The sequence below is a fragment of the Vibrio sp. 10N.247.310.98 genome (assembly GCF_041467395.1).
Lineage (GTDB): Bacteria > Pseudomonadota > Gammaproteobacteria > Enterobacterales > Vibrionaceae > Vibrio > Vibrio crassostreae_C.
In genome coordinates this window covers 38210-57537 of sequence record NZ_JBFSUL010000022.1, presented here as the reverse complement: position 1 = coordinate 57537, position 19328 = coordinate 38210, and the positions used below count along the sequence as shown (strand labels likewise).

General features: G+C 45.1%; 21 protein-coding genes and 1 pseudogene. 17 read left to right on the top strand and 5 right to left on the bottom strand.

The window, feature by feature from the left end; translation table 11 throughout:
• The first annotated feature begins 3 nt into the window (after positions 1-3).
• The gene (locus AB6E78_RS11155) at positions 4-624 is read left to right on the top strand and encodes an energy transducer TonB (protein WP_008219721.1); all 621 of its coding nucleotides are present in this window, start codon (positions 4-6) and stop codon (positions 622-624) included.
• A complete protein-coding gene (locus AB6E78_RS11150) occupies positions 621-1799 on the top strand; it encodes a tetratricopeptide repeat protein (RefSeq protein ID WP_372133455.1) in 1179 nt (392 codons plus the stop codon). Before AB6E78_RS11155 ends, AB6E78_RS11150 begins: the two co-directional genes overlap by 4 nt.
• A gap of 130 nt (positions 1800-1929) precedes the next feature.
• Here the strand turns inward: AB6E78_RS11150 and AB6E78_RS11145 are convergent, their stop codons facing one another.
• Positions 1930-2250 carry a hypothetical protein gene (locus AB6E78_RS11145; RefSeq protein WP_017062547.1) on the bottom strand — a complete coding sequence of 107 codons (321 nt, stop codon included), beginning with the start codon at positions 2248-2250 and terminating at the stop codon, positions 1930-1932.
• 343 nt (positions 2251-2593) lie between these two features.
• On the opposite strand from AB6E78_RS11145, the gene AB6E78_RS11140 reads away from it, so the two are divergent.
• The 9 genes from AB6E78_RS11140 to AB6E78_RS11100 all read left to right on the top strand — a co-directional run bounded on the left by AB6E78_RS11140 (position 2594) and on the right by AB6E78_RS11100 (position 9282).
• The gene (locus AB6E78_RS11140) at positions 2594-3223 is read left to right on the top strand and encodes a PepSY-associated TM helix domain-containing protein (protein ID WP_017062546.1); all 630 of its coding nucleotides are present in this window, start codon (positions 2594-2596) and stop codon (positions 3221-3223) included.
• 71 nt (positions 3224-3294) lie between these two features.
• Positions 3295-3813 carry a DUF2271 domain-containing protein gene (locus AB6E78_RS11135; RefSeq protein WP_017062545.1) on the top strand — a complete coding sequence of 173 codons (519 nt, stop codon included), beginning with the start codon at positions 3295-3297 and terminating at the stop codon, positions 3811-3813.
• Between the two features lie 118 nt (positions 3814-3931).
• Positions 3932-4768, top strand: coding sequence for a DUF4198 domain-containing protein (locus tag AB6E78_RS11130; RefSeq protein WP_136981836.1), 837 nt, complete (start codon positions 3932-3934; stop codon positions 4766-4768).
• 116 nt (positions 4769-4884) lie between these two features.
• Complete coding sequence (locus AB6E78_RS11125; RefSeq protein ID WP_017062543.1) at positions 4885-5220, top strand: hypothetical protein; 336 nt, start codon at positions 4885-4887, stop codon at positions 5218-5220.
• Complete coding sequence (locus AB6E78_RS11120; RefSeq protein WP_029235381.1) at positions 5217-5795, top strand: DUF6162 family protein; 579 nt, start codon at positions 5217-5219, stop codon at positions 5793-5795. Before AB6E78_RS11125 ends, AB6E78_RS11120 begins: the two co-directional genes overlap by 4 nt.
• 16 nt (positions 5796-5811) lie before the next feature.
• Positions 5812-6747: a metal ABC transporter solute-binding protein, Zn/Mn family gene (locus AB6E78_RS11115; protein ID WP_104216034.1), complete on the top strand. Its 936-nt coding sequence runs from the start codon at positions 5812-5814 to the stop codon at positions 6745-6747.
• Positions 6747-7481: a metal ABC transporter ATP-binding protein gene (locus AB6E78_RS11110; protein ID WP_017067855.1), complete on the top strand. Its 735-nt coding sequence runs from the start codon at positions 6747-6749 to the stop codon at positions 7479-7481. The genes AB6E78_RS11115 and AB6E78_RS11110 overlap by 1 nt, the downstream gene beginning before the upstream one ends.
• The gene (locus AB6E78_RS11105) at positions 7481-8356 is read left to right on the top strand and encodes a metal ABC transporter permease (RefSeq protein WP_136974576.1); all 876 of its coding nucleotides are present in this window, start codon (positions 7481-7483) and stop codon (positions 8354-8356) included. The genes AB6E78_RS11110 and AB6E78_RS11105 overlap by 1 nt, the downstream gene beginning before the upstream one ends.
• A 2-nt stretch (positions 8357-8358) precedes the next feature.
• On the top strand, positions 8359-9282 hold the full coding sequence (locus AB6E78_RS11100) for an ABC transporter substrate-binding protein (RefSeq protein ID WP_372133451.1): 924 nt from the start codon (positions 8359-8361) through the stop codon (positions 9280-9282).
• A gap of 114 nt (positions 9283-9396) precedes the next feature.
• Here the strand turns inward: AB6E78_RS11100 and AB6E78_RS11095 are convergent, their stop codons facing one another.
• Positions 9397-9606, bottom strand: a complete 210-nt coding sequence (locus AB6E78_RS11095) for a DUF2986 domain-containing protein (RefSeq protein ID WP_017060973.1) — start codon at positions 9604-9606, stop codon at positions 9397-9399.
• Between the two features lie 97 nt (positions 9607-9703).
• Here AB6E78_RS11095 and AB6E78_RS11090 point away from each other — a divergent pair, with 97 nt between their 5' ends.
• Positions 9704-10219 (top strand): GNAT family N-acetyltransferase, encoded by a 516-nt coding sequence (locus AB6E78_RS11090; RefSeq protein ID WP_017067858.1) that lies wholly within the window; start codon positions 9704-9706, stop codon positions 10217-10219.
• A gap of 3 nt (positions 10220-10222) precedes the next feature.
• Positions 10223-10618: a nitrous oxide-stimulated promoter family protein gene (locus tag AB6E78_RS11085; protein ID WP_017060975.1), complete on the top strand. Its 396-nt coding sequence runs from the start codon at positions 10223-10225 to the stop codon at positions 10616-10618.
• 108 nt (positions 10619-10726) lie between these two features.
• Here AB6E78_RS11085 and AB6E78_RS11080 read toward each other — a convergent pair.
• A pseudogene (locus AB6E78_RS11080) lies at positions 10727-12124 on the bottom strand (MATE family efflux transporter).
• Positions 12125-12174: 50 nt separating this feature from the next.
• On the opposite strand from AB6E78_RS11080, the gene AB6E78_RS11075 reads away from it, so the two are divergent.
• Complete coding sequence (locus AB6E78_RS11075; RefSeq protein ID WP_372133448.1) at positions 12175-13068, top strand: helix-turn-helix transcriptional regulator; 894 nt, start codon at positions 12175-12177, stop codon at positions 13066-13068.
• Positions 13069-13202: 134 nt separating this feature from the next.
• Here the strand turns inward: AB6E78_RS11075 and AB6E78_RS11070 are convergent, their stop codons facing one another.
• Positions 13203-14354 (bottom strand): MFS transporter, encoded by a 1152-nt coding sequence (locus tag AB6E78_RS11070; RefSeq protein WP_029235229.1) that lies wholly within the window; start codon positions 14352-14354, stop codon positions 13203-13205.
• On the opposite strand from AB6E78_RS11070, the gene AB6E78_RS11065 reads away from it, so the two are divergent.
• The gene (locus tag AB6E78_RS11065) at positions 14326-14565 is read left to right on the top strand and encodes a hypothetical protein (protein ID WP_017060129.1); all 240 of its coding nucleotides are present in this window, start codon (positions 14326-14328) and stop codon (positions 14563-14565) included. The two genes, AB6E78_RS11070 and AB6E78_RS11065, sit on opposite strands and share 29 nt — an antisense overlap.
• 57 nt (positions 14566-14622) lie before the next feature.
• On the opposite strand, the gene AB6E78_RS11060 is transcribed toward AB6E78_RS11065, so the two are convergent.
• The gene (locus AB6E78_RS11060; RefSeq protein WP_372133445.1) at positions 14623-15648 is read right to left on the bottom strand and encodes an AraC family transcriptional regulator; all 1026 of its coding nucleotides are present in this window, start codon (positions 15646-15648) and stop codon (positions 14623-14625) included.
• Positions 15649-16017: 369 nt separating this feature from the next.
• Between AB6E78_RS11060 and AB6E78_RS11055 the strand changes: the two genes are divergently transcribed.
• Positions 16018-17622: a long-chain fatty acid--CoA ligase gene (locus AB6E78_RS11055; RefSeq protein ID WP_372133442.1), complete on the top strand. Its 1605-nt coding sequence runs from the start codon at positions 16018-16020 to the stop codon at positions 17620-17622.
• On the top strand, positions 17615-19264 hold the full coding sequence (locus AB6E78_RS11050) for a GMC family oxidoreductase (RefSeq protein WP_372133439.1): 1650 nt from the start codon (positions 17615-17617) through the stop codon (positions 19262-19264). Before AB6E78_RS11055 ends, AB6E78_RS11050 begins: the two co-directional genes overlap by 8 nt.
• The last annotated feature ends 64 nt before the right edge of the window (positions 19265-19328 follow it).

Genomic DNA, 19328 nt, shown 5'->3' with positions numbered 1-19328 from the left:
TAAATGATTCGCCTATTTCTTGCTTTACCGCTAGCGGGCGCGTTGGGCTTAGCGCTGTTTTCTTTCATGGCTTGGATGGTCGATAATGGCCACCAACGTTCACCAGACGATAGCGAGACGTTAAGTTTCAACATGGTAATGGTGGAACAAGAACAAGAAGTTCAAAGAAGACAACGTGCAGTCCCTGAAAAACCAGAAATGCCAGAGCCGCCACCGGAAGCGCAAACGTCTCAGTCACAAGCTGAAGTTACGCCTCTGAATTCGATGTCTTCTTTGCCTTCATTGGATTTGAACACATCCATTGATGGCTTAGCGATTAACGCACCGACATTCTCTGATTTTGGGTCAAACCAACAAGCAATGCCTTTGTATCGAGTAGAGCCTCGTTATCCAGCGAAAGCGCTTAAGCGTGGAGCTGAAGGCCATGTGATTATGTCTTTTACTATCGATGAAACGGGACGTCCAATTGACATTCAAGTCACTGACGCAAACCCACGTCGTATGTTTGAACGTGAAGCGATGAGAGCACTTAAAAAATGGAAATATCAACCGAAAGTCGTCGATGGAAAAGCGATAGCTCAGGTTGGTCAAACCGTGAAACTAGAGTTTAAGTTGGCAAAATGATGAAACATATATGGATATTAGTGGGCTTGTTGTTAATGCCCCTTACAACACAGGCACAAGAGCTAACCCAATATACTGCTATTCGTGTTCAAAAGGCGCATAAGCTTGCTCAAGATGAACAGGTTAAACAGGCCATTGACGTACTAGCAGGTTTAGAGCTTTCTAAGGGCTACGACAAAGCGTACGTAGCTCGTATGCTAGGTGTTTTTTACTGGCAAGATGGCAAAACTGACGCGGCGATTAAGCAGCTCACTTATGCCGTCGATACGAATTTGTTAGTCGATGAGCAAGCTTGGATAACGAAGCGTATGCTGGCTGATTTGTTGTTGAACGATCAGCAGTTTAAAAACGCGCTTCCGCACTACTACGAGTTAGTGAAAACAGCGCCTGAAAAGGAAAAGAAAGACACGCTTTGGATGCGAATTGCACAAGCTGAATACCAAATTGAAAACTGGTCGAAAGTCCTAGTGGCCATCGGTAATCACGACAAGTTCAATTCAAAACCAGAGTTATCACCTCTATCGCTAAAACTGGGCGCACAGCTTCAGTTAAAGCAGTGGAAACAGTCGATTCCTACACTGGAAAGCTTGATTGAACTTCAACCCGAGAAAGATAACTGGTGGCGTCAACTGGTTGGTATTCAACTTAGGTTAGATCGTAATCGTGATGCATTGAACACGTTAGCACTGGCTGATCTACAAGGTGTTGAGCTGAAGAACTCAGATCGCCGCTTGTTAGCGCAGCTTTACGCGAAACGTGGCATTCCAGAGCGCGCAGCACAAGAAATTAGTAAGTTAGATGATGCGAACAGCGATGTTCAACTTCTGGCTGAGCAAGCAACCTACTGGCAGTTAGCGAAAGAGTGGGACAGTGCTATTGAAGTGTGGACGTTAGCGTCTAGAAAAGACACGCAATATCATTGGAATGTGGCTCAGTTACTGGTTCAACAAGGTTACTACGATCGTGCTCTGGTTGTTTTGGATAAAGTGAAAGACAAGAACAAGCAAGCTGATGTTGCTTTAGCGAAAGTACGTTCATGGTACAAGCTAAAGAATCTTGATAATGCTCTTGCTCAAGCGAAACGTGCGAACAACATTGAGCCTTCTTCTGAAGCAAAAGGTTGGATTAAATATCTGACTCAGCTAAGAACGGTTAGTGATAACGGCAACGTCTAACTGCTGTTAACGCAAAAGAAGACAAGAGAAAGTAGTAAATAGAAAAGGGTGTCATTTGATGGTTCAAATGACACCCTTTTTAATTTTTGGCGGTTAAAGCTTTTTGAACTTTATCGTTCCAGTACGTCAGTTAAGGCTCGCACATCGTACCGCGGGACGTCGCACTTTGGATTACGCCACTGGTATCAGCAACCCAGTTAATAGTGCAATCACGGTAAGGGTTTTTGAAGGCATGCACTGTATAACCATTGTCTAACGGTTTCTTGGTTTCAATCCAAGCATAGTTTCGAGACGCCCAAAAACTGATAGGGCGTGACCGTTCGGTGAGATAACGTTCTTGTACATCGGTTATGTCTGAACCGATGTATTCTTGAATATGTTCTTCCGTGCTGATTATTTGGCTGGTGCACGCCGTCACTAGCGCAGCAAAAGCCAAAACAAAAATACGCATTTCAAATCCTTTTAAGCTTCATTAGCTATCATCAAACCAGTGATCAAATAGTCCCAACTTTCTATCCTTAAAGCTACGACTGTTACCTTAAACCCATCTCAATCAAGCATGTTGAGATTGAGCTTTTTTGAGCTTTGACCCTGTTATCAATAACCTCTAATAAAACGAATCAAATCCCTTTAGTACACGTTAGCAAGAATATGCATACAGTTCGATTACTTCCCATGTAATGTTATGTAAATTTCCTTACGCCACTCGGCAAACGTAAACAATGTAAATTGAATGCCAATACGAATGATTATCAACTAAATTGTCGCCATAAAATTTATAGGTATTGGTTTGTATGTCGTTAAAAAGTAGGGCGGTTCAGTCATGGGCTCGTCGACTTCATGTTTATATTTCTATGGCGCTTCTGTTCGTGGTTCTTTTTTTCTCAGTAACCGGTATCACCCTGAACCGACCTGAGTTATTTGAATCAAGCCAACCCAATATCCAACGCTCTACGCTAACGCTTCCTACAAGTTTATTTACGGTTCAAGACGGACGTTTAAAAGCTGACGAGACAGCCTTTGAAACGTTTCTGTTCGAAGAAGCCAACCTCTCCGGCGTTCCTTCTGGTTTGGACATCTATGCAGAGATTGAAGATGGTGAGTTGCTCATCGGTGAGGTATCTATGGACTTCAAAGGACCCGGCTACAACGCTTCCGTTTTTGTTGACGTTACGTCTGAGTTTGTAGAAGTCGAAACCACTAATTACGGCGTTATCGCATTGTTGAACGATCTGCATAAAGGTCGTAACAGCGGTGAAGTATGGAAATGGTTTATCGATATCACTGCGCTATTGATGATCTTCTTTGTGCTTACTGGCGTGTGCTTACTGTTACCTAAGAAAAAGACGCTTAATACTTCCATCAAATGGACGGTGTTTGGGTCTGCAATCTCATTGGTTATCTATTTTGTCGCCGTGCCTTAACGCTTGATTCGATTGATGAATCGGATTGAAGAGCGAACTTAAGGTTAAACGGATTTAAAAGGTTGTTAAAAATGAAAAAAATGAACTGGAGCAAGGCGCTTCTTGCTTTATCTCTTTTGCCAAGCCTAGGTATGGCACAAGCGATTCCTGATACGGCAAAACTGGATGTCAGCTTTGAGCTTCCAAAGATTGATACCTCTATGTATGCACGTCCTTATGTGGCGGTGTGGGTAGAGAATAGCGAACGAAAGTCAGTGAAAACCATCGAGCTTTGGGTCGGTAAAGACGAATGGCTTAAGGATCTGCGCAGCTGGTGGAGAAAGGTTGGCCGTTACGATCGTGAACTGGTTGATGCTGTGACGTCTGCAACACGTCCTGCTGGCCAGTACCGTTTCGTGTGGGATGGTAAGAGCGACAGCGGTGAAACGTTAGAACAAGGCGAGTACACGGTTCATATCGAAGTGGTTCGTGAACACGGTGGCCGTAATTACCTTCGCCAAAAAGTATCACTCGCAGATTCAAACATATCTTACGAATTAAAAGCAACGGAAGAGACGGGTGAAATCACCCTGAACTACATCGCTAAATAGTAAGTGCGAACAGTAACTAGTAAGTACGAACTAAAACCAAGCTGAACAGAATAGACAGTGGTCATCGTAGGCTCAGATAGAGCGACACGGCTAACAATTATGAATAATGGAATTGAACATGATGAAACAGACAAAAATCAAAGCACTTGCTCTAGCGGGTGTGATGGCATTCGGCCTAGCAGCAACGACAACGGCACAAGCTCACCCACGTTGGATTTTGCCATCTCACTTTACTGTATCTAAAGAAGGTGGTGATTGGCTAACGTTCGATGTTACTGCGTCTCACGGTACGTTTGTTTTTGATAAGCCTGCTGGCAGCGAAAATGCTCATGTCATCATGCCAGATGGCCGCAGCGAGCGTCCTAACTTCGTTATTCGTGGCAAGCGTCGTTCAATCTTCGACTTCTATTTTGAAGAAGAAGGTACACACAAAGTGGCGATCAACAACCAGCCGTCTTACTACACGCAATACAAAGCGGGTCGCCGTGACACGGTGAAGTGGATTAAAGCAAACAAAGCTGAGCGTGACTCAGTTCTACCTGAAAAATCACGTGACGTGGTAACGCAGATCGGCTTCACTCGTGCAGAAAGCTACATCACGGTAGGTAAGCCAACGGATTCAGTGTTCAAAATTGAAGGCAAGCTTCTAGAAATGAAGCCTGTGACACACCCTTCAGATATCGTTGAAGGCGAACCTGTGACATTCCAGTTCTTCTACAACGGTGAAATCCAGAAAGACGTGAAAGCGGAGATTACTCGTGAAGGTACGCTTTACCGCAACCACCAAGAGCAGATTGATGTGGTGAGTGATGAGAACGGTGAAATCACGTTTACTCCAGACGTAGCAGGTCGTTACGTAATGAAAGCGAACTACAAAGGTGAGTTGATTGACAACCCACTGGCAGACAAAGCAAGCGCGAACGTTCACCTAACGTTCGAAGCGCTGCTTCAATAGTCTGTGATATTGGGGCTAGATCCCTGATTAAGAATCAAAAAAACTTAAGGGCTCATTTGAGCCCTTTATCGCTCAGTTTACTTCTGAGAATTTGCACTGTGGCTAGGGTACGAACCATGACAATAAAAACAAAACTTAACGCTTTAATGACTCCTTGCTTAGCATTGGGACTTGGTTTCGCTGCATTACCTGCGCAAGCACACTTTCCACTGATGAGCTGCTGGTTTGAAGGTAAGACTGTTGCTTGTGAAGCGGGTTATTCGGATGGCAGCAAAGCGATTGATTACGCAGTTGAGATGTACGATTACGAAGACAACTTGATTGCAAAAGAGATGACAGATAAACGTTCTATCGTTGAATTCCCACATCCTGACACTGAGTTCTACCTTGTGTTCGATTCAGGTCATGAGTTTCCAGTTGAAGTTGATGTTGTAGAGATCAGTGAAAAATGATGATTCAAAGCGTACGTGCTGATACGGGCGGCAGAGAGGGCAAATGGGTAGGACTGATCATTGTGTTCATCCTTTGCTTTGCAACTGTCGCAATCCCATTTCATCAGGCTGAATCCCACGTTAAAGCAGTGCTTGATCATCAAATTCTAGTGACTGATGTTGAACAAGAAAACTTGGCGATGCTATCAGAGCTGCGTTTAGCGCATGAAGAAATCCGTGACCTGCGCATGGACTCAGATGGTGAATGGCCGAGTGTTGCATCACTTAAAGATGAATGGGTTGCCCCGTTTGTAGAAGATCAGAGTTGGAAGCGCAAAGGTTCTCATGCTTGGGTACTGGACGAGCGTGGTTATTACTTTTCTACTCCAAGTGAACAAGCTACGCCTACCGATCATGGTTTTGCGGATTCCTTTATTTTAAATGCGAACAGCGTTTCTCCTGAAATCTGGATCTTCTTGGGCGGTGTAGCGAAACAGCCCGCTACTTTTGACCAACACACGCTAGAGTCTACGGGTTGGAAAATGGTCGTGAACGAATCAGAAATTGAACAGCATCATGAAAGCGATGCTCACTAATAATAAGAGAATTACTATGCGAATTATGACTCTGTTCATGTCGTTATTAGCGGTGTTCATGGCACCCAATGCATTGGCAAAAGAATATAAGATCGACAGCAACAAGCTGACGATTGGTATCACACTTCAACCTTACTACAGCTACGTGAAAGCCGTGGTAGGTGACAAAGTGAACATTCTTCCTTTGGTTGACGCAGGTTTCAACCCACATAACTACTTACCACAACCCAATGATTTAAAACGATTGAGCCAAATGGATGCAATCGTAGTAAACGGTATTGGTCACGATGACTTTGCGCTTAAAGTGATTTCAGCAGCGCAACGTGATGACTTAGTCGTGATCGAAGCAAACAAAGAAGTGCCTCTACTTCCTGCTCTTGGTCAGTCTGTTGGTCAAGGTGCCGTTAACCCACATACCTTTGTTGGGCTTTCGACAACAATTCAAAAGGTTTACACCATCGCGAGTGAGGTCTCTAAGCTCGACCCTGACAACGCGGCTTTTTATCGTAAGAATGCACGTAAATACGCAAAGCAATTTCGCTTTATGAAGCGCGATGCGATGTTGTCATTAGGTGAGTTAGATACTTCAGGTATGAAGGTGGCGACCACGCACAATGCGTATGGCTACATCCTTCAAGAATTTGGTGTGGATGTTGCGGCGGTGATTGAGCCTGCACACGGTGTTGAACCAAGTGCGAGCCAGTTGCAAGAAACGATCGAAAAGATCCGCGCATCGGGCATTGACGTGTTGTTCTACGAGCTAAACATGCCAAACCGTTTTGTTGACACGATTGAAGCGGAAACGGGTGTTCAGCTTTACCGTTTCTCTCACATGACGCATGGCGAATATGAAGACGACAAAGTCGAAGTTGAGATGCAGAAGAATCTCGAGACATTAATCGAAGCAATGAAATTTGCGGCGGCGAACCAAGCTAAAAGCGGGAACGCATAATGTTAGGTCCATCGATTTCAATCAATCAACTCGGTCTGCAATATGACAACAACGTCATTCTTGACGATATCTCACTAGAACTTAAAGCGGGTGAGTGCCATGTAATCATGGGGCCAAACGGCGGTGGTAAAACCTCTCTGCTACGCTCTGTTCTTGGTTTGACGCCTTTCTCTGGGCAAATCAATATTCATTGGCCAGAAAAGCCAAGTATCGGTTATGTTCCACAAAAAGCGACCTTCGAATCGAGCTTGCCTTTGACGGTCATGGATTTCGTGTTGCTTAACCAAACTCGAATTCCGCTATTTTGGCGTCGTAAGTCTAAGCAATTGGATCTTGCACTCGCACAATTAGATCGCGTTGGTATGGCTACTCGTAGCGACCGCCGCATGGGACAGTTATCGGGTGGTGAGCAGCAACGCGTGCTGTTTGCCCAAGCGCTATTAGATAACCCAAGTCTACTGGTGTTGGATGAACCAACCACGGGTATGGACGAGCAGGGCGTTCGTTATCTTGAATCGCTGATTCGTGAATGTGTTGACGAGGGTCGCACGATCCTTGCGGTTCACCACGATGTAACCGCAGTACGTCGCCTTGAAGCCAATGTACATGTTGTGAATCGATTCTTGGTTGATAGTGGTCCACACGAACAGGTACTACATCCAAGTAAGATTGAAAGCTTATTCCAGCATTACAGCAGTGGTGCTGCGATGAACAAACCGAAGGAGGTTGCGTAATGGATTGGCTACGACAACTTGCCGTAAGTGGTGTTGAAGCGGGTTGGTTATCTGACAGCTTCATGTATGCGTTCATGGTCAATGCACTGGTTGCTGCATTGTTACTGGGCCCGTTACTAGGTGGCCTGGGTACTTTGGTGATTGCTAAGCGTTTGGCTTTCTTCTCTGAAGCGGTAGGCCACGCGGCATTAACCGGTATCGCTATAGGTGTGTTGCTTGGCGAGCCACCAGAAAACCCAATTATTGGTTTGTTTAGCTTCTGTATGATCTTCGCTCTGCTTCTTCACTTTGTAAGAAACAGGACCAACGTTCCATACGATACCTTAGTGGGTGTTTTCCTTGCGCTAGCGTTGGCTGTGGGTGCGGCGTTACTGATGTATGTTGCTCGTAAGATCAATATCCACATGCTTGAAAACGTACTGTTTGGCTCGATTCTTACGGTAACAGACCAAGACTTAGCGATTCTCGCAGGTAGTTGCGCGATCATCATCTTGCTCTTGATACCGACATTCAACCGCATTCTCCTGACTTGTATCAGCCCTGATATAGCTAAGGTTCGTGGTTACAACACCAGCTTTTACGATTACTTGTTTGTCATGATGATCACCTTAGTGACAATTGCGGCCGTGAAGATCGTAGGTGCAGTTCTAGTGGGTGCGTTATTGTTGATTCCAGGTGCGACCGCTCGATTGTTAACTAAACGTATGGGGAGCTTTGTTCTCTTGTCGGCATTACTCGCAACCATCGCATGTTTGGTTGGAACCGTGTTGCCTATGGAACTCAAACTGCCAGTGCCATCGGGCGCTTCAATCATCATCGTTTCTGCAACGTTTTTCCTAGCAGCAACGCTATACCGAATTGTAAGAAAGGCGTAATCATGACTTGTTTAATGAATCGTATTTCAAGTTCACTAAAAGTAACGGCTCAAGTGAGTGCAGTCAGCAGCATGTTGTTAGGTACCTCAATGGTGTCGTTCAACGTAAATGCAGAGGATATCCTCACCAGTACGCCTGTGACTTACGCATTAGCGACGGAATTGACCAAAGGCACCGACATTACGACCGAATACCTACCCCCAAAACGCTACGGCATTGATCGTCTGCCAAACTGGTTTGGTACCAAGGGCGCAAGTAAAGTCCTTCAATCCGGCGAAAAGGCGACCGTAGCATTAACGTTGTCATCCATCTGGCAAGCTGACCCAACTTTTGTTTACGCAAGACAAGGCAACATCCGTTTGGTTGAGGTGGATGCGGCTCAAGCGATCACACCGCGTGCTCAAGGTGTTGCCGCGCTGACGTTATCAAATGGCGATGTGTCTAAATACGCATGGCTAAACCCAACCAACTTAACGCGCATGGCGGCGATTGTGGCTGACGACTTTAAGTTATTGTGGCCAGCGCAAGCAGAGACCATTGATAGCAACCTACAGCGTGTAATGCTTGATGTTCGTGAACTGATTAACAAGCAACAAGCGGTGTTATTGGATAACGACGTAGATTCAGTATTGTTGCTTTCAGAAAGTTTGGAAGATTTCGCTTCAGGTAGTCAACTGTTTGTTGAAGAGCGTATATTCAAAGCTGAACTGGAATGGACAGTTCAAGACAAAGCCAAACTCAAAGCGATGTTTTCGGAAGATGATGCTCTATGGTTAGTTACAGCGAAAAAGCCAAGCAACTTGATTAAATCATTGGTACCGAATGAGCGTATCTTGGTAGTGGATTCTGTTGATCGTTGGGGCAGAGCGGGAATCAACGCAAAAGCACCGTTTGCCCGTTGGGAAGTGCAGCCATTCAAAGGCTAACCAGCGCGATTAAAAATGGTAGGATCAAAAAAGCAGCCCAATTTGAGGCTGCTTTTTTGTTCTTGTCTGTTGGCTCTGAAAAGAGTGTCAGACAAGAGGACTGAGAGTATAAACTTACTCTGCAGCTTTTGTCTCTTCAGCTTCAACAGTTGCTTCTACTGAACCTTCAGCTTGCTCTTGAGCTGCTTTCGCTTGTTCTTCAGCTTCCATTTTTGCACGGTCAGCTTTAGAGATGTAGCGAGGCTTGTTGCTACTATGCAGTTTAGAATTCGCCTGTTTCTGCTTCTTTTTTAGAATTTGATTGATTTTTTTCTTACGGTTCATTGCTGCATAGCCTTGTATTTAGTTTAGGCGGTGGAGGATAATCATTTTAGCTCTAGAACTCAATATTTACATGGTATTCAGCAAGGAAAATATCACTATGCAGTCAGTCGAGACCGAACGTTTAAGATTAAGAATGATCACACCTCAAGATGCGGCGTTTATTCAACGACTATACAGCTCAGAAGATTTCCTGCGTTACATTGGTGATAAGGAAATCAACGACACTGAAAAGGCTGTCGAGTACATTGAAAACAACATTCTTAAGATGCATGAAGAGAAGGGTGTCTGTTTGTTGATGGTTGAAATCAAAGAAACTTCAACGCCAATTGGTATCTGCGGATTAATAAAAAGAGACACCTTAGCGTCGCATGATATTGGCTACGGGTTTGCTCCTGAGTTTTATGGTCAAGGCTTTGCCCAAGAAGCCGCGGAGGCGATAATTGAACAAGCTAAGCAGAATGCTGATATCGATCATTTAGTTGCCATCACTACCTCTGATAACATTCGAAGTATCACACTACTGACTAAGTTAGGCTTTGTGTTCGAGCGAGTTGAAGATGTGATAAGCGAAAGCGTTAATCTCAACCTGTACGGTTTCTCATTAGGTAATTAAAACATGTTCCAACATAACAATATTCTACAAGGTGAGCTCGCAACGGAGTACAAAACCGTTATTGCGATGGTGCACATCTATTGCAAAGATCACCACGGTGAAGTTCGTCAGAATAACGCGTTATGTGAGGAGTGTGAGCAACTGTTGCGTTACGCCGAAACACGACTGGATAGATGTCCTTATGGCGAAGCAAAACCGACCTGTAATAAGTGTCCGATTCATTGCTATAAACCAGACCCGAAAGAGCAAATGCGATTGGTGATGCGCTATGCCGGGCCAAGAATGCTACTTAAGCATCCGATATTAGCGATTCGACATCTGATTCATGAGAAACGGAAAGTGCCTGAAAAGCCGTTGCCGAATGTGTCGAACCGCCATATCCGAATGAACAAGAAGTAAGTGGCGCTTTAAAGTAATTTCTAAAGAAATGCAAAAGGTCTGATTTCTCAGACCTTTTTTATGTAGATACGTTTTATCTAAGTTTGAATATAGCCAGGTAACTGAAACTTACGCCGCTTGAGGCTCTTCGTAGGTCACCGTTAGGTTGTTGATCCAGCGTCGGCTCAAGTAACGGTGTGAACAGATGGTCAATTTCACGACTTCTTCTACCAACATTAGACCATAGATGTATTTAAAGTCCCATTCAGCGACAAACGCGCCGTAAACACATACTGGAATGCCCACCATCCACATCGCGATGAAATCCATGCGAAGGCAGAACGCATTATCACCACCAGCACGAATAATACCGTTAATGATCACCATGTTGAGCATGCGAATCACGACCGCAAAGCACATGATCATCATCGCAGGTGAAGCAAGCGGGTATAAAGCGTCTTTGGTCAGGTTTAGCCATGACAGAACGTGCTCTTTACCCATAAACAATAGCAAGCCTACAACCGCACTAAAACCAACCACGGCTTTGATGAACGTCAGACCCATACTCATAGCGTCATCAAACTCATCACGACCGAGTGAGTTACCAAGCAACACGGAACACGCTACAGAAATACCAAAGAATATCGAGTAACACAGCGACTCAAAAGGCGCGAGCATAGAGAACACAGCAAGTTCCGTTGTGCCCATGTGACCGAAGATCATTTGGTATGCCATAGTACCCATTGCCCATAACACGGCATTCATCGTTAGTGGCAAAGCAATACGACGGTAAGACAACCATAATGACGGACGATGTGGTGAGCTAGGCGTGGTTAACAACCAGTGTTTACGCATGCGCATATAGCCATACATCAAACCCACTTGAATCAAGCGCGCTAAAGTGGTTGCCAATGCCGCGCCTGCAACGCCCATCGCTGGAATACCGAAGGCACCTTTAATGAGTACGAAGTTAAGTGCGATGTTGAGGGCAATCGTGACCGCACCAAGCAATAGTGGTGTTACGGTGTCACCTGATTAGCGCATGCTTGCTTCTACCACGACCACAATGTGAGTCAGAAGAAGGACAGGGAATCCATACCACAGGTAAGTCGCGCCAAGTTCAATCACGGTTTGATCGCTGGTCTGCAACATCATTAAAAACTGAGAACCAAGAGTGATGATTGCAGTAACAGGCAGCAGAACTTTTAAGCCAAACACCATTGCGATAGATGATACCGTTCGCGCGCTTTTTCGGTCGTTCTTTCCCCAGTATTGAGCGACTAATGTTCCGTTTGCTGAGGCCAACCCTGCCATAATCATAATAGCAACGAAGTGCCATTTTGATGCAATTCCCACAGCCGCAGCTGCTTCCATACCATAATCACTGACCATTAATACGTCAGCAAGGGCAAGAATAGCGACAAGCGCACTTTGTAAAGCAACAGGTAAACCCAGTTTAACGATACGAGGTAAGATGCTCTCTGGCTTGTTATTCATAGATGAGTTAGGGTTGATGTTAGTTGTCATAAGCTCTCCGATTTATGGCAGAACTATAGTGATTTGAGCGAAGTAACAACATGTTTAAAAAACAACAAAACCTGTGCGAATCCGTCATTGATTCAATGAGACCAAAATCAACTTGGCATGATGATGTTTTTCTCGCTGAACAGTGCAAAGAACGTTTTTTGACCGTTGAAGATATTCCAGAGATGAAAAGCTTTGGTGTCTATATGGGCGGCATGGCGAAGCTATATGATGGCTACTGGGTTGAGCGCGAATCCGTTAATGTTCATACGTTGATTTTCACTATGGAAGGTGGCGGGATTCTAACAACCGCAGCATCGGTCAAAGCGATTACGCCTTATACACTCGTGGTGCTTCCTGCTGAAACCCCATTTCGTTTTGAACTCGATCCTCAATATAATTATTGGAAAATGGCGTGGATGTTGACGCCTGACACTAAGCAGTGGCAGCACATTGCAAGTTTAGGTCAGGGGGTTGTGCCTTTTGGAGAGTGTGAGCAGATCTGGTCATTAATGAACTTGGTTTACTTTGAGATAGGCGGTAGAGCCAGTTACCGTAAGTTACTCTTGAGTGAAATTATCCGAACATTGACGGGGTTTGAGCCTAAGTCGACCAGCACCACTGCACGTGTTCAAGCGCTCTATAACGAAATTGAAAGTAGTCTGCATCAGCCATGGACAGTGGCAGGGATGGCTGAAAGAGTGTTTATCAGTGAAGAGCAACTCAATAGAGTCACCAAGACGCTATTCAACCTCTCACCACGCAGTAAATTGATTCAATTACGCATGGACAAAGCCACCAGTCTACTGAAATATCAAGATTGGTCAGTTTCTATGATTGCTAATCGCTTAGGCTACAAAGATCCTTATAACTTTTCGCATCGTTTCAAAAAGCATTTCGGTTTGTCACCCAGTCAATATCGAAAGAGCCATCGACTTCTTGGTTAGCCTTGCACGATGAAATGAGAAGTGTGGGAGAAGAAGGTTACATATAGGCATGAGTTGAAAAGAGCCCTTCGCTTAGACATAAAGTCTGAACTCGGAGCCCTAATGACACGCATCTAGTGTCTGTCTATTTAAGCTTACTCGCCTGCAATCTGTAGGTGAGAGCGCTTTAGGCTAGCAATCAACATGTAGATCGTTGTAGCAAGTAGAGACGCGAACAGGTAAGTGAACAATCCTGCTTGTGAATCCATAAAGCTGTCTGCAACGATTGGTCCCGCAACAGAACCGATGCTGTAGCAAAGTAGCATGATTTGAGTCACTGACACCAAGTAGCTTGGGTCAAGGTTACGGCAACCTAAGTTAATCGCGATTGGGTATAGCGCAAATGTGGCCATGCCTAATACGAACAAGCTCATGCCTAGTACGTAGAAATCGTGATTGATAGTCAGCACACCAATGCTTGCAACCCCTAGCAGGCAGAACAAAGCCATTAATAACACTTGTCCTACGTGGTGAGATAACCAAGTCACCATCGGCTGTACAGCCATACCACCCATGATAACCAAAGCCATCAAACCACCAATGTCTTCGTGTGCAATGTTACGTTGAGCAAGTTCAACTGGCATCAAGCCGTAAATCGCACCTAGCGTTAATCCGGAAACAATGCAGCCAATTAGCGCGCTGTGGCTTAATTTGCTGATCTGCTTTAAAGACAAAGATTGCGCATCGTGGATCTGTGGTGGAGTTGCTTGTCCGTACATCAGCACAATGATCGCACCAAACAGAAGGGTGAACATTGCGATGAAAGGTACGCCACCAGTAATACCTAGGTAACCGATACCAAGCTGACCAACTGCAGAACCGCCGTACAGTGAACACATGTAGATAGCGAGACGTTTTGCGCGTTGTGACTCGTCGCCGCTCATTAGCCAAGACTCTACAATCACGAAGATACCTGCAACCGCCACACCAGCCACAAAGCGAGCTAGTAGCCATACTGCTTGGTGTGGGATCAATGGCAATACAAGGATCGTTGCGATGAACACACTCAATGCGATGACGAACGCATCTTTGTGGCCAACACGCGCAATGGCACGTTCAATCAATAATGTACCAGCCAGTAGACCTGCATAGAATGCACTCGCCAACCAACTCGATAGATCTTTGTCTAAGCCATACTCAGACAGCATTAATGGTAATGAACTCATTAAGTAGCCTGAAGCGATCGCGTAAAAAGACAATGCAATAACAGGAACAGTTATGCGAGTTGTTGGTTGGATGTTGTCCAATGCAGGAGCCTCTGATAGTAAAAGAAACGATGAATTTTCCGCGACTATGGGGGAGAAACTGAATTGGGTAAAACAAATAAAAATGGTCGTTAAGATAAAAGAAATTTATCGACCAACTAAACTAAAATACGGTTGCGATATTTGGTGGTTTGGCGAGATTTTATGCGGGCAAAAAGTCGTTAAGCCGTTGTTCATTGGTGGTTTAATTTAGAAAAAGATTGCAGCGTGATTGTCTTTTTATGATTTGGATTGAGTGGGATTTTAAGTGTTAGACCGTTTCGTTACGGTATTGACGTGGCGAGTTACCACTCCACTTACGAAAGGCATGACGAAAGTTAGCGCTATCAGAAAAGCCAACTCGTTCAGATATCTCTTCAATACTCATTCGAGTTGAAGAAAGGTAGTGCCGGGAAAGGTGAAAGCGAACATGGTCCAGTATCTTCTGATAGCTCGTATCCGCTGCTTTCAGGTGACGACGCAGAGTTCGAGAAGACATGCCCAGTTCTGAAGAAATGGATTCTATAGAAGGGTAACATCCTGGCCTTTCAATCAGCATCTGAGAGACTTTCTCTTTGAGGCTACTGGGTGCACTGACTTTTGCCAACATGTCATCACACGATTTTAAGCACACCTGTAAAGTGATGGGGTTGGCGGTAGGAAGAGATGAATACAAGGTGGTTGCGTCGAACTCCCATTCAAGCCGGTCACTATTGAATTCAACCGGGCAGCGGAAAATCTCTGTGTATAGATCGCCGTATTCAGGTTTTGGATAGGGGAAGCGGATCACTTGAGAAGGAAAGGGCTGCTGTAAGACCTCTTCGCACAAACTGTGTATCGCCGCGAACCAGTATTCACAACAAAAGGGCAGTAAAGAATCGAGTTCGATAAGTTGCTCTGCGCGAAAGTAACCAATGTTGTCTTCTACAGACATGGTTTTCCTGAGGACAGGGCCAGCAAGTTGCAGATACTTAAACCCGATTAAAAAGGCATCGAGTAGTGTTTCGCTGCTAAACACCGCATAACCGAGCACGCCGAAATCGCTGAACCTCGCTTGTTGGCCAACTTTAAGCCCCAATCCGTCTTCGTTGGAATTCGCTAACGCATTACTGAACACAGCAAGCTTTTGCGCCAAAGTGATGTGTGTATCGGGTGTGTTGAGTTGGAGAGCATCGATGTTACTGCCTTCGAGCAACTCTTCGATACTGAGAACAGGCGACAGGTAACGATGCAGCAACTGAAGATCCAGAATGCCGAATGCTTGCATGTCGGGTTCGTAAACTGCGGTGTATTCCATAAGCTGCCTCTTGTTGAATATCGATATCTTAACCGAACTTTTAACATTTACGCCTGTTGCTTGTTCTCACTTTCGCAAGCTTGTTCCAAATTTTGGTTTATGTGTGCAAGGTTTTATTGGGCTAGCGCAGGCTGTGTCCGAATATCACCGGTTTTTGTCTTTTTGAAACCTGTTCGAAATGTTATCGAAATGTTGTAATTTATTGGGCTGCACATTGGAGCGTCTCAAACATTTTGCTCAATAACGACTCTTATCTACATGACACACCAATGTGCAGGCTCGTGATGACAAGAAAGATACTTATTACAACGATTAGAACGTCTACGGTGACCGTCACAAACAGGTCTAAGCCGCACAAGGAGATCATGGATGCACAATCTTGCTGTTAATTTGGAGCGTAGCGCTTCGCTTTTTCCAACTAAAGCCGCTCTGCGTATGGGATCGGATGAAATCAGTTTTTCTCAGTTAGAACAACTTTCTGGAAACGTGGCTGCTAACTTGAAAAGACTTGGGTTGCAGAACGGAAATAAGGTAGCGTTGTCATGCCCGAACGTGACTTACTTTCCGATAGCCTATTACGGGATTCTAAAAGCGGGTTGTGTAGTCGTGCCTTTGAACGTGCTATTCAAGGCCAGAGAGATCGCTTATCACCTTAATGACTCTAACGCGAAGGCCTATTTATGTTTTGACGGCAGTGAAGAGCTTCCCATTGGTCGCTATGGTTTACAAGGTTTTGAGCAGGCAAACCACTGTGAACACTTTGTCGAGATGCCTATCCCAACAAACACAGACACTACTTTAGAAAGTAATGAGGAGCATGAATCAATCGCTGATTGGTTGGCACAACCTTTTACTCCTTTTGAGTCTGTGGCTTGTCATGGCGATGATACCGCTGTGATCCTTTATACCTCTGGCACGACGGGTCAACCAAAAGGGGCTGAGCTTTCCCACACCAACATGCAAACCAATGCGATGTCGTCACAGTATCTAATGAGATTGGAGTACAGCGACACCACAATGGCTACACTGCCTTTATTCCATAGCTTCGGTCAGACGGTGATGATGAACGCGAGTGTGCTAACAGGGTCCACCATGGTGTTGATTCCTCGTTTTGAACCGTCATTGGTTATTGAACAGATCATTAGCCATAAAGTCAGCCTGTTTGCGGGTGTTCCTACTATGTATATCGCGCTATTAAAGGCGGGAGAAGAGTCTTCTGATAGTTTAGAAAACACAAGCAAACGCTCTGAACAGGTTAAACACAGCTTGAGGTTAGGTGTTTCTGGCGGTGCTTCTATGCCGTTTGAGGTTATACGACAGTTTGAATCTCGTTTTGAATTACCAGTCTTAGAAGGTTATGGGCTCTCGGAAACGGCGCCGGTTGCGACCTTTAATCATATTGATGGCGATCGTTTATCGGGTAGTGTCGGTCAGCCTTTATGTGGCCACCTCATCAAGATTACTGATATACAAGGCAACTCTGTCGCTATGGGTGAACTCGGCGAAGTCTGCATTAAAAGCCCAAGTGTGATGAAAGGCTATTATCAAAGGCCAGAGGCGACAGCTGAATCTATTCGTGATGGTTGGTTCTTAACGGGAGATATCGGTCGCGTCGATGAGCATGGCAATTTGTTCATTGTTGACCGTGTTAAAGACATGATTATTCGTGGTGGGTACAACGTTTATCCACGTGAAGTCGAAGAAGTGTTGATGTGTCACCCCGATGTCGAAATGGTCGCGGTGGTAGGCGAGCATCATGAACATTTAGGCGAGGAGATCCACGCGCATGTGGTTCTTCACGAACATACGCAATGTGATAGTGCCGCCTTGATAGCATGGTGTCGTGAGCAACTCGCCGACTACAAATACCCGCGTAAGGTATTCATTCGTAAAGCCTTACCCATGACAGCAACCGGAAAAATCTTGAAGCGTGAGTTACACCCACTAGAAATAGCGGAGATGGCAAATGGATAGTTATGATTTTATTATTGTTGGCGGTGGTTCAGCTGGGTGTGTGATGGCTTCTCGGCTGTCGGAAGATCCTGATGTGACGGTTTGCTTGTTAGAAGCGGGTGGTAAAGACACCAGCCCATTCATTCACACACCCGTTGGCGTGGTGGCGATGATGCCAACCAAACTCAATAATTGGGCATTCGAAACGGTTGAACAGCCGGGTTTGAACGGTCGTAAAGGCTATCAGCCTAGAGGTAAGACACTTGGCGGTTCTAGCTCTATCAATGCCATGATGTACGCTCGTGGACATCGCTATGACTACGATAGATGGGAAAGCTTGGGCAATGCTGGCTGGAACTATGAATCCTGTTTGCCTTACTTTAAGAAAGCAGAAAACAACGAAGTCCACCAAGATGAGTTCCATGGCCAAGGTGGTCCTCTTAATGTGGCCAATCTTAGATCGCCAAGCCCTATGTTGGAACGTTATTTAACGGCGTGTGAATCGATAGGTGTACCTCGCAATGAGGATATTAACGGCGCTGCTCAGTTTGGGGCGATGCCGACGCAGGTAACACAGCTGAATGGTGAACGATGCAGTGCTGCCAAGGCTTACTTAACGCCAAACCTTTCACGATCGAATCTCACGGTCGTGACTAAAGCCACCACACATAAGGTTTTGTTTGAAGGCAAGAAGGCGATTGGTGTTGAATATGGTTCTAGCGGAAAGCGTTATCAGATACGATGCAACAAAGAAGTGATTCTTTCCGCTGGCGCGTTTGGTTCTCCCCAATTGCTGTTACTGTCTGGTGTCGGTGCTCAAACTGAACTAGAGACACATGGAATCGAACAGGTTCATGAATTACCTGGAGTGGGCAAGAACCTTCAAGATCATATCGACTTAGTACATTCGTATAAATGCGGTGAAAAGCGTGAAACTTTTGGTATCTCGCTGCAAATGGCCTCTGAAATGACCAAAGCCTTACCACTATGGCGCAAAGAACGCCGCGGTAAAATGAGCAGTAATTTTGCAGAGGGAATAGGCTTTCTCTGTTCCGAAGATCATATCGCTGTACCGGATTTAGAGTTTGTATTTGTGGTCGCTGTTGTAGATGACCATGCTAGAAAAATTCATACCAGTCATGGCTTTACCTCTCATGTCACCTTGTTGCGACCGAAGAGCCATGGCACCGTAACGCTGAATAGCAATGATCCCTATGATCCGCCTAAGATCGATCCTGCGTTTTTTAGTCATCCTGAAGACATGGAGCTCATGATTAAGGGCTGGAAGAAGCAGTATCAAATGTTAGAGAGTTCCGCGTTTGATGATATCCGTGGTAACGCTTTCTACCCCGTAGACGCCAGTGATGACAAGTCTATCGAGCAAGATATTCGTAATCGTGCAGACACACAGTATCACCCGGTGGGTACCTGTAAAATGGGACCTAGTAGTGATTCTTTAGCTGTGGTGGATAAAGATCTCAAAGTGTATGGATTGGATAATTTGAGAGTCATTGATGCTTCTGTGATGCCGACACTGATTGGGGCGAACACCAATGCACCAACCATTATGATTGCCGAGAAAGTCGCAGACCAGATCAAACAGGAATACGAGTTCGGTAAGCAAGAAGCGGGCATTCAAGCGAAAGGCGAAGCTGTGGTTTAAATCAAGAAGTTAAGTGATAACCATAAATAAAACAGTAGGTTAGATAGTCTTGGTTTGATAAGAC

Bases quoted from the DNA above. Each gene is read 5' to 3' on its own strand.
- AB6E78_RS11130 (WP_136981836.1), top strand. From the start codon at position 3,932: ATGATGAAACAGACAAAAATCAAAGCACTTGCTCTAGCGGGTGTGATG.
- AB6E78_RS11085 (WP_017060975.1), top strand. From the start codon at position 10,223: ATGTTCCAACATAACAATATTCTACAAGGTGAGCTCGCAACGGAGTAC.
- AB6E78_RS11090 (WP_017067858.1), top strand. From the start codon at position 9,704: ATGCAGTCAGTCGAGACCGAACGTTTAAGATTAAGAATGATCACACCT.
- AB6E78_RS11100 (WP_372133451.1), top strand. From the start codon at position 8,359: ATGACTTGTTTAATGAATCGTATTTCAAGTTCACTAAAAGTAACGGCT.
- AB6E78_RS11095 (WP_017060973.1), bottom strand. From the start codon at position 9,606: ATGAACCGTAAGAAAAAAATCAATCAAATTCTAAAAAAGAAGCAGAAA.
- AB6E78_RS11115 (WP_104216034.1), top strand. From the start codon at position 5,812: ATGCGAATTATGACTCTGTTCATGTCGTTATTAGCGGTGTTCATGGCA.
- AB6E78_RS11125 (WP_017062543.1), top strand. From the start codon at position 4,885: ATGACAATAAAAACAAAACTTAACGCTTTAATGACTCCTTGCTTAGCA.
- AB6E78_RS11140 (WP_017062546.1), top strand. From the start codon at position 2,594: ATGTCGTTAAAAAGTAGGGCGGTTCAGTCATGGGCTCGTCGACTTCAT.
- AB6E78_RS11120 (WP_029235381.1), top strand. From the start codon at position 5,217: ATGATGATTCAAAGCGTACGTGCTGATACGGGCGGCAGAGAGGGCAAA.
- AB6E78_RS11110 (WP_017067855.1), top strand. From the start codon at position 6,747: ATGTTAGGTCCATCGATTTCAATCAATCAACTCGGTCTGCAATATGAC.
- AB6E78_RS11050 (WP_372133439.1), top strand. From the start codon at position 17,615: ATGGATAGTTATGATTTTATTATTGTTGGCGGTGGTTCAGCTGGGTGT.
- AB6E78_RS11060 (WP_372133445.1), bottom strand. From the start codon at position 15,648: ATGGAATACACCGCAGTTTACGAACCCGACATGCAAGCATTCGGCATT.
- AB6E78_RS11145 (WP_017062547.1), bottom strand. From the start codon at position 2,250: ATGCGTATTTTTGTTTTGGCTTTTGCTGCGCTAGTGACGGCGTGCACC.
- AB6E78_RS11135 (WP_017062545.1), top strand. From the start codon at position 3,295: ATGAAAAAAATGAACTGGAGCAAGGCGCTTCTTGCTTTATCTCTTTTG.
- AB6E78_RS11065 (WP_017060129.1), top strand. From the start codon at position 14,326: ATGCGAGTTGTTGGTTGGATGTTGTCCAATGCAGGAGCCTCTGATAGT.
- AB6E78_RS11055 (WP_372133442.1), top strand. From the start codon at position 16,018: ATGCACAATCTTGCTGTTAATTTGGAGCGTAGCGCTTCGCTTTTTCCA.
- AB6E78_RS11155 (WP_008219721.1), top strand. From the start codon at position 4: ATGATTCGCCTATTTCTTGCTTTACCGCTAGCGGGCGCGTTGGGCTTA.
- AB6E78_RS11150 (WP_372133455.1), top strand. From the start codon at position 621: ATGATGAAACATATATGGATATTAGTGGGCTTGTTGTTAATGCCCCTT.
- AB6E78_RS11075 (WP_372133448.1), top strand. From the start codon at position 12,175: ATGTTTAAAAAACAACAAAACCTGTGCGAATCCGTCATTGATTCAATG.
- AB6E78_RS11105 (WP_136974576.1), top strand. From the start codon at position 7,481: ATGGATTGGCTACGACAACTTGCCGTAAGTGGTGTTGAAGCGGGTTGG.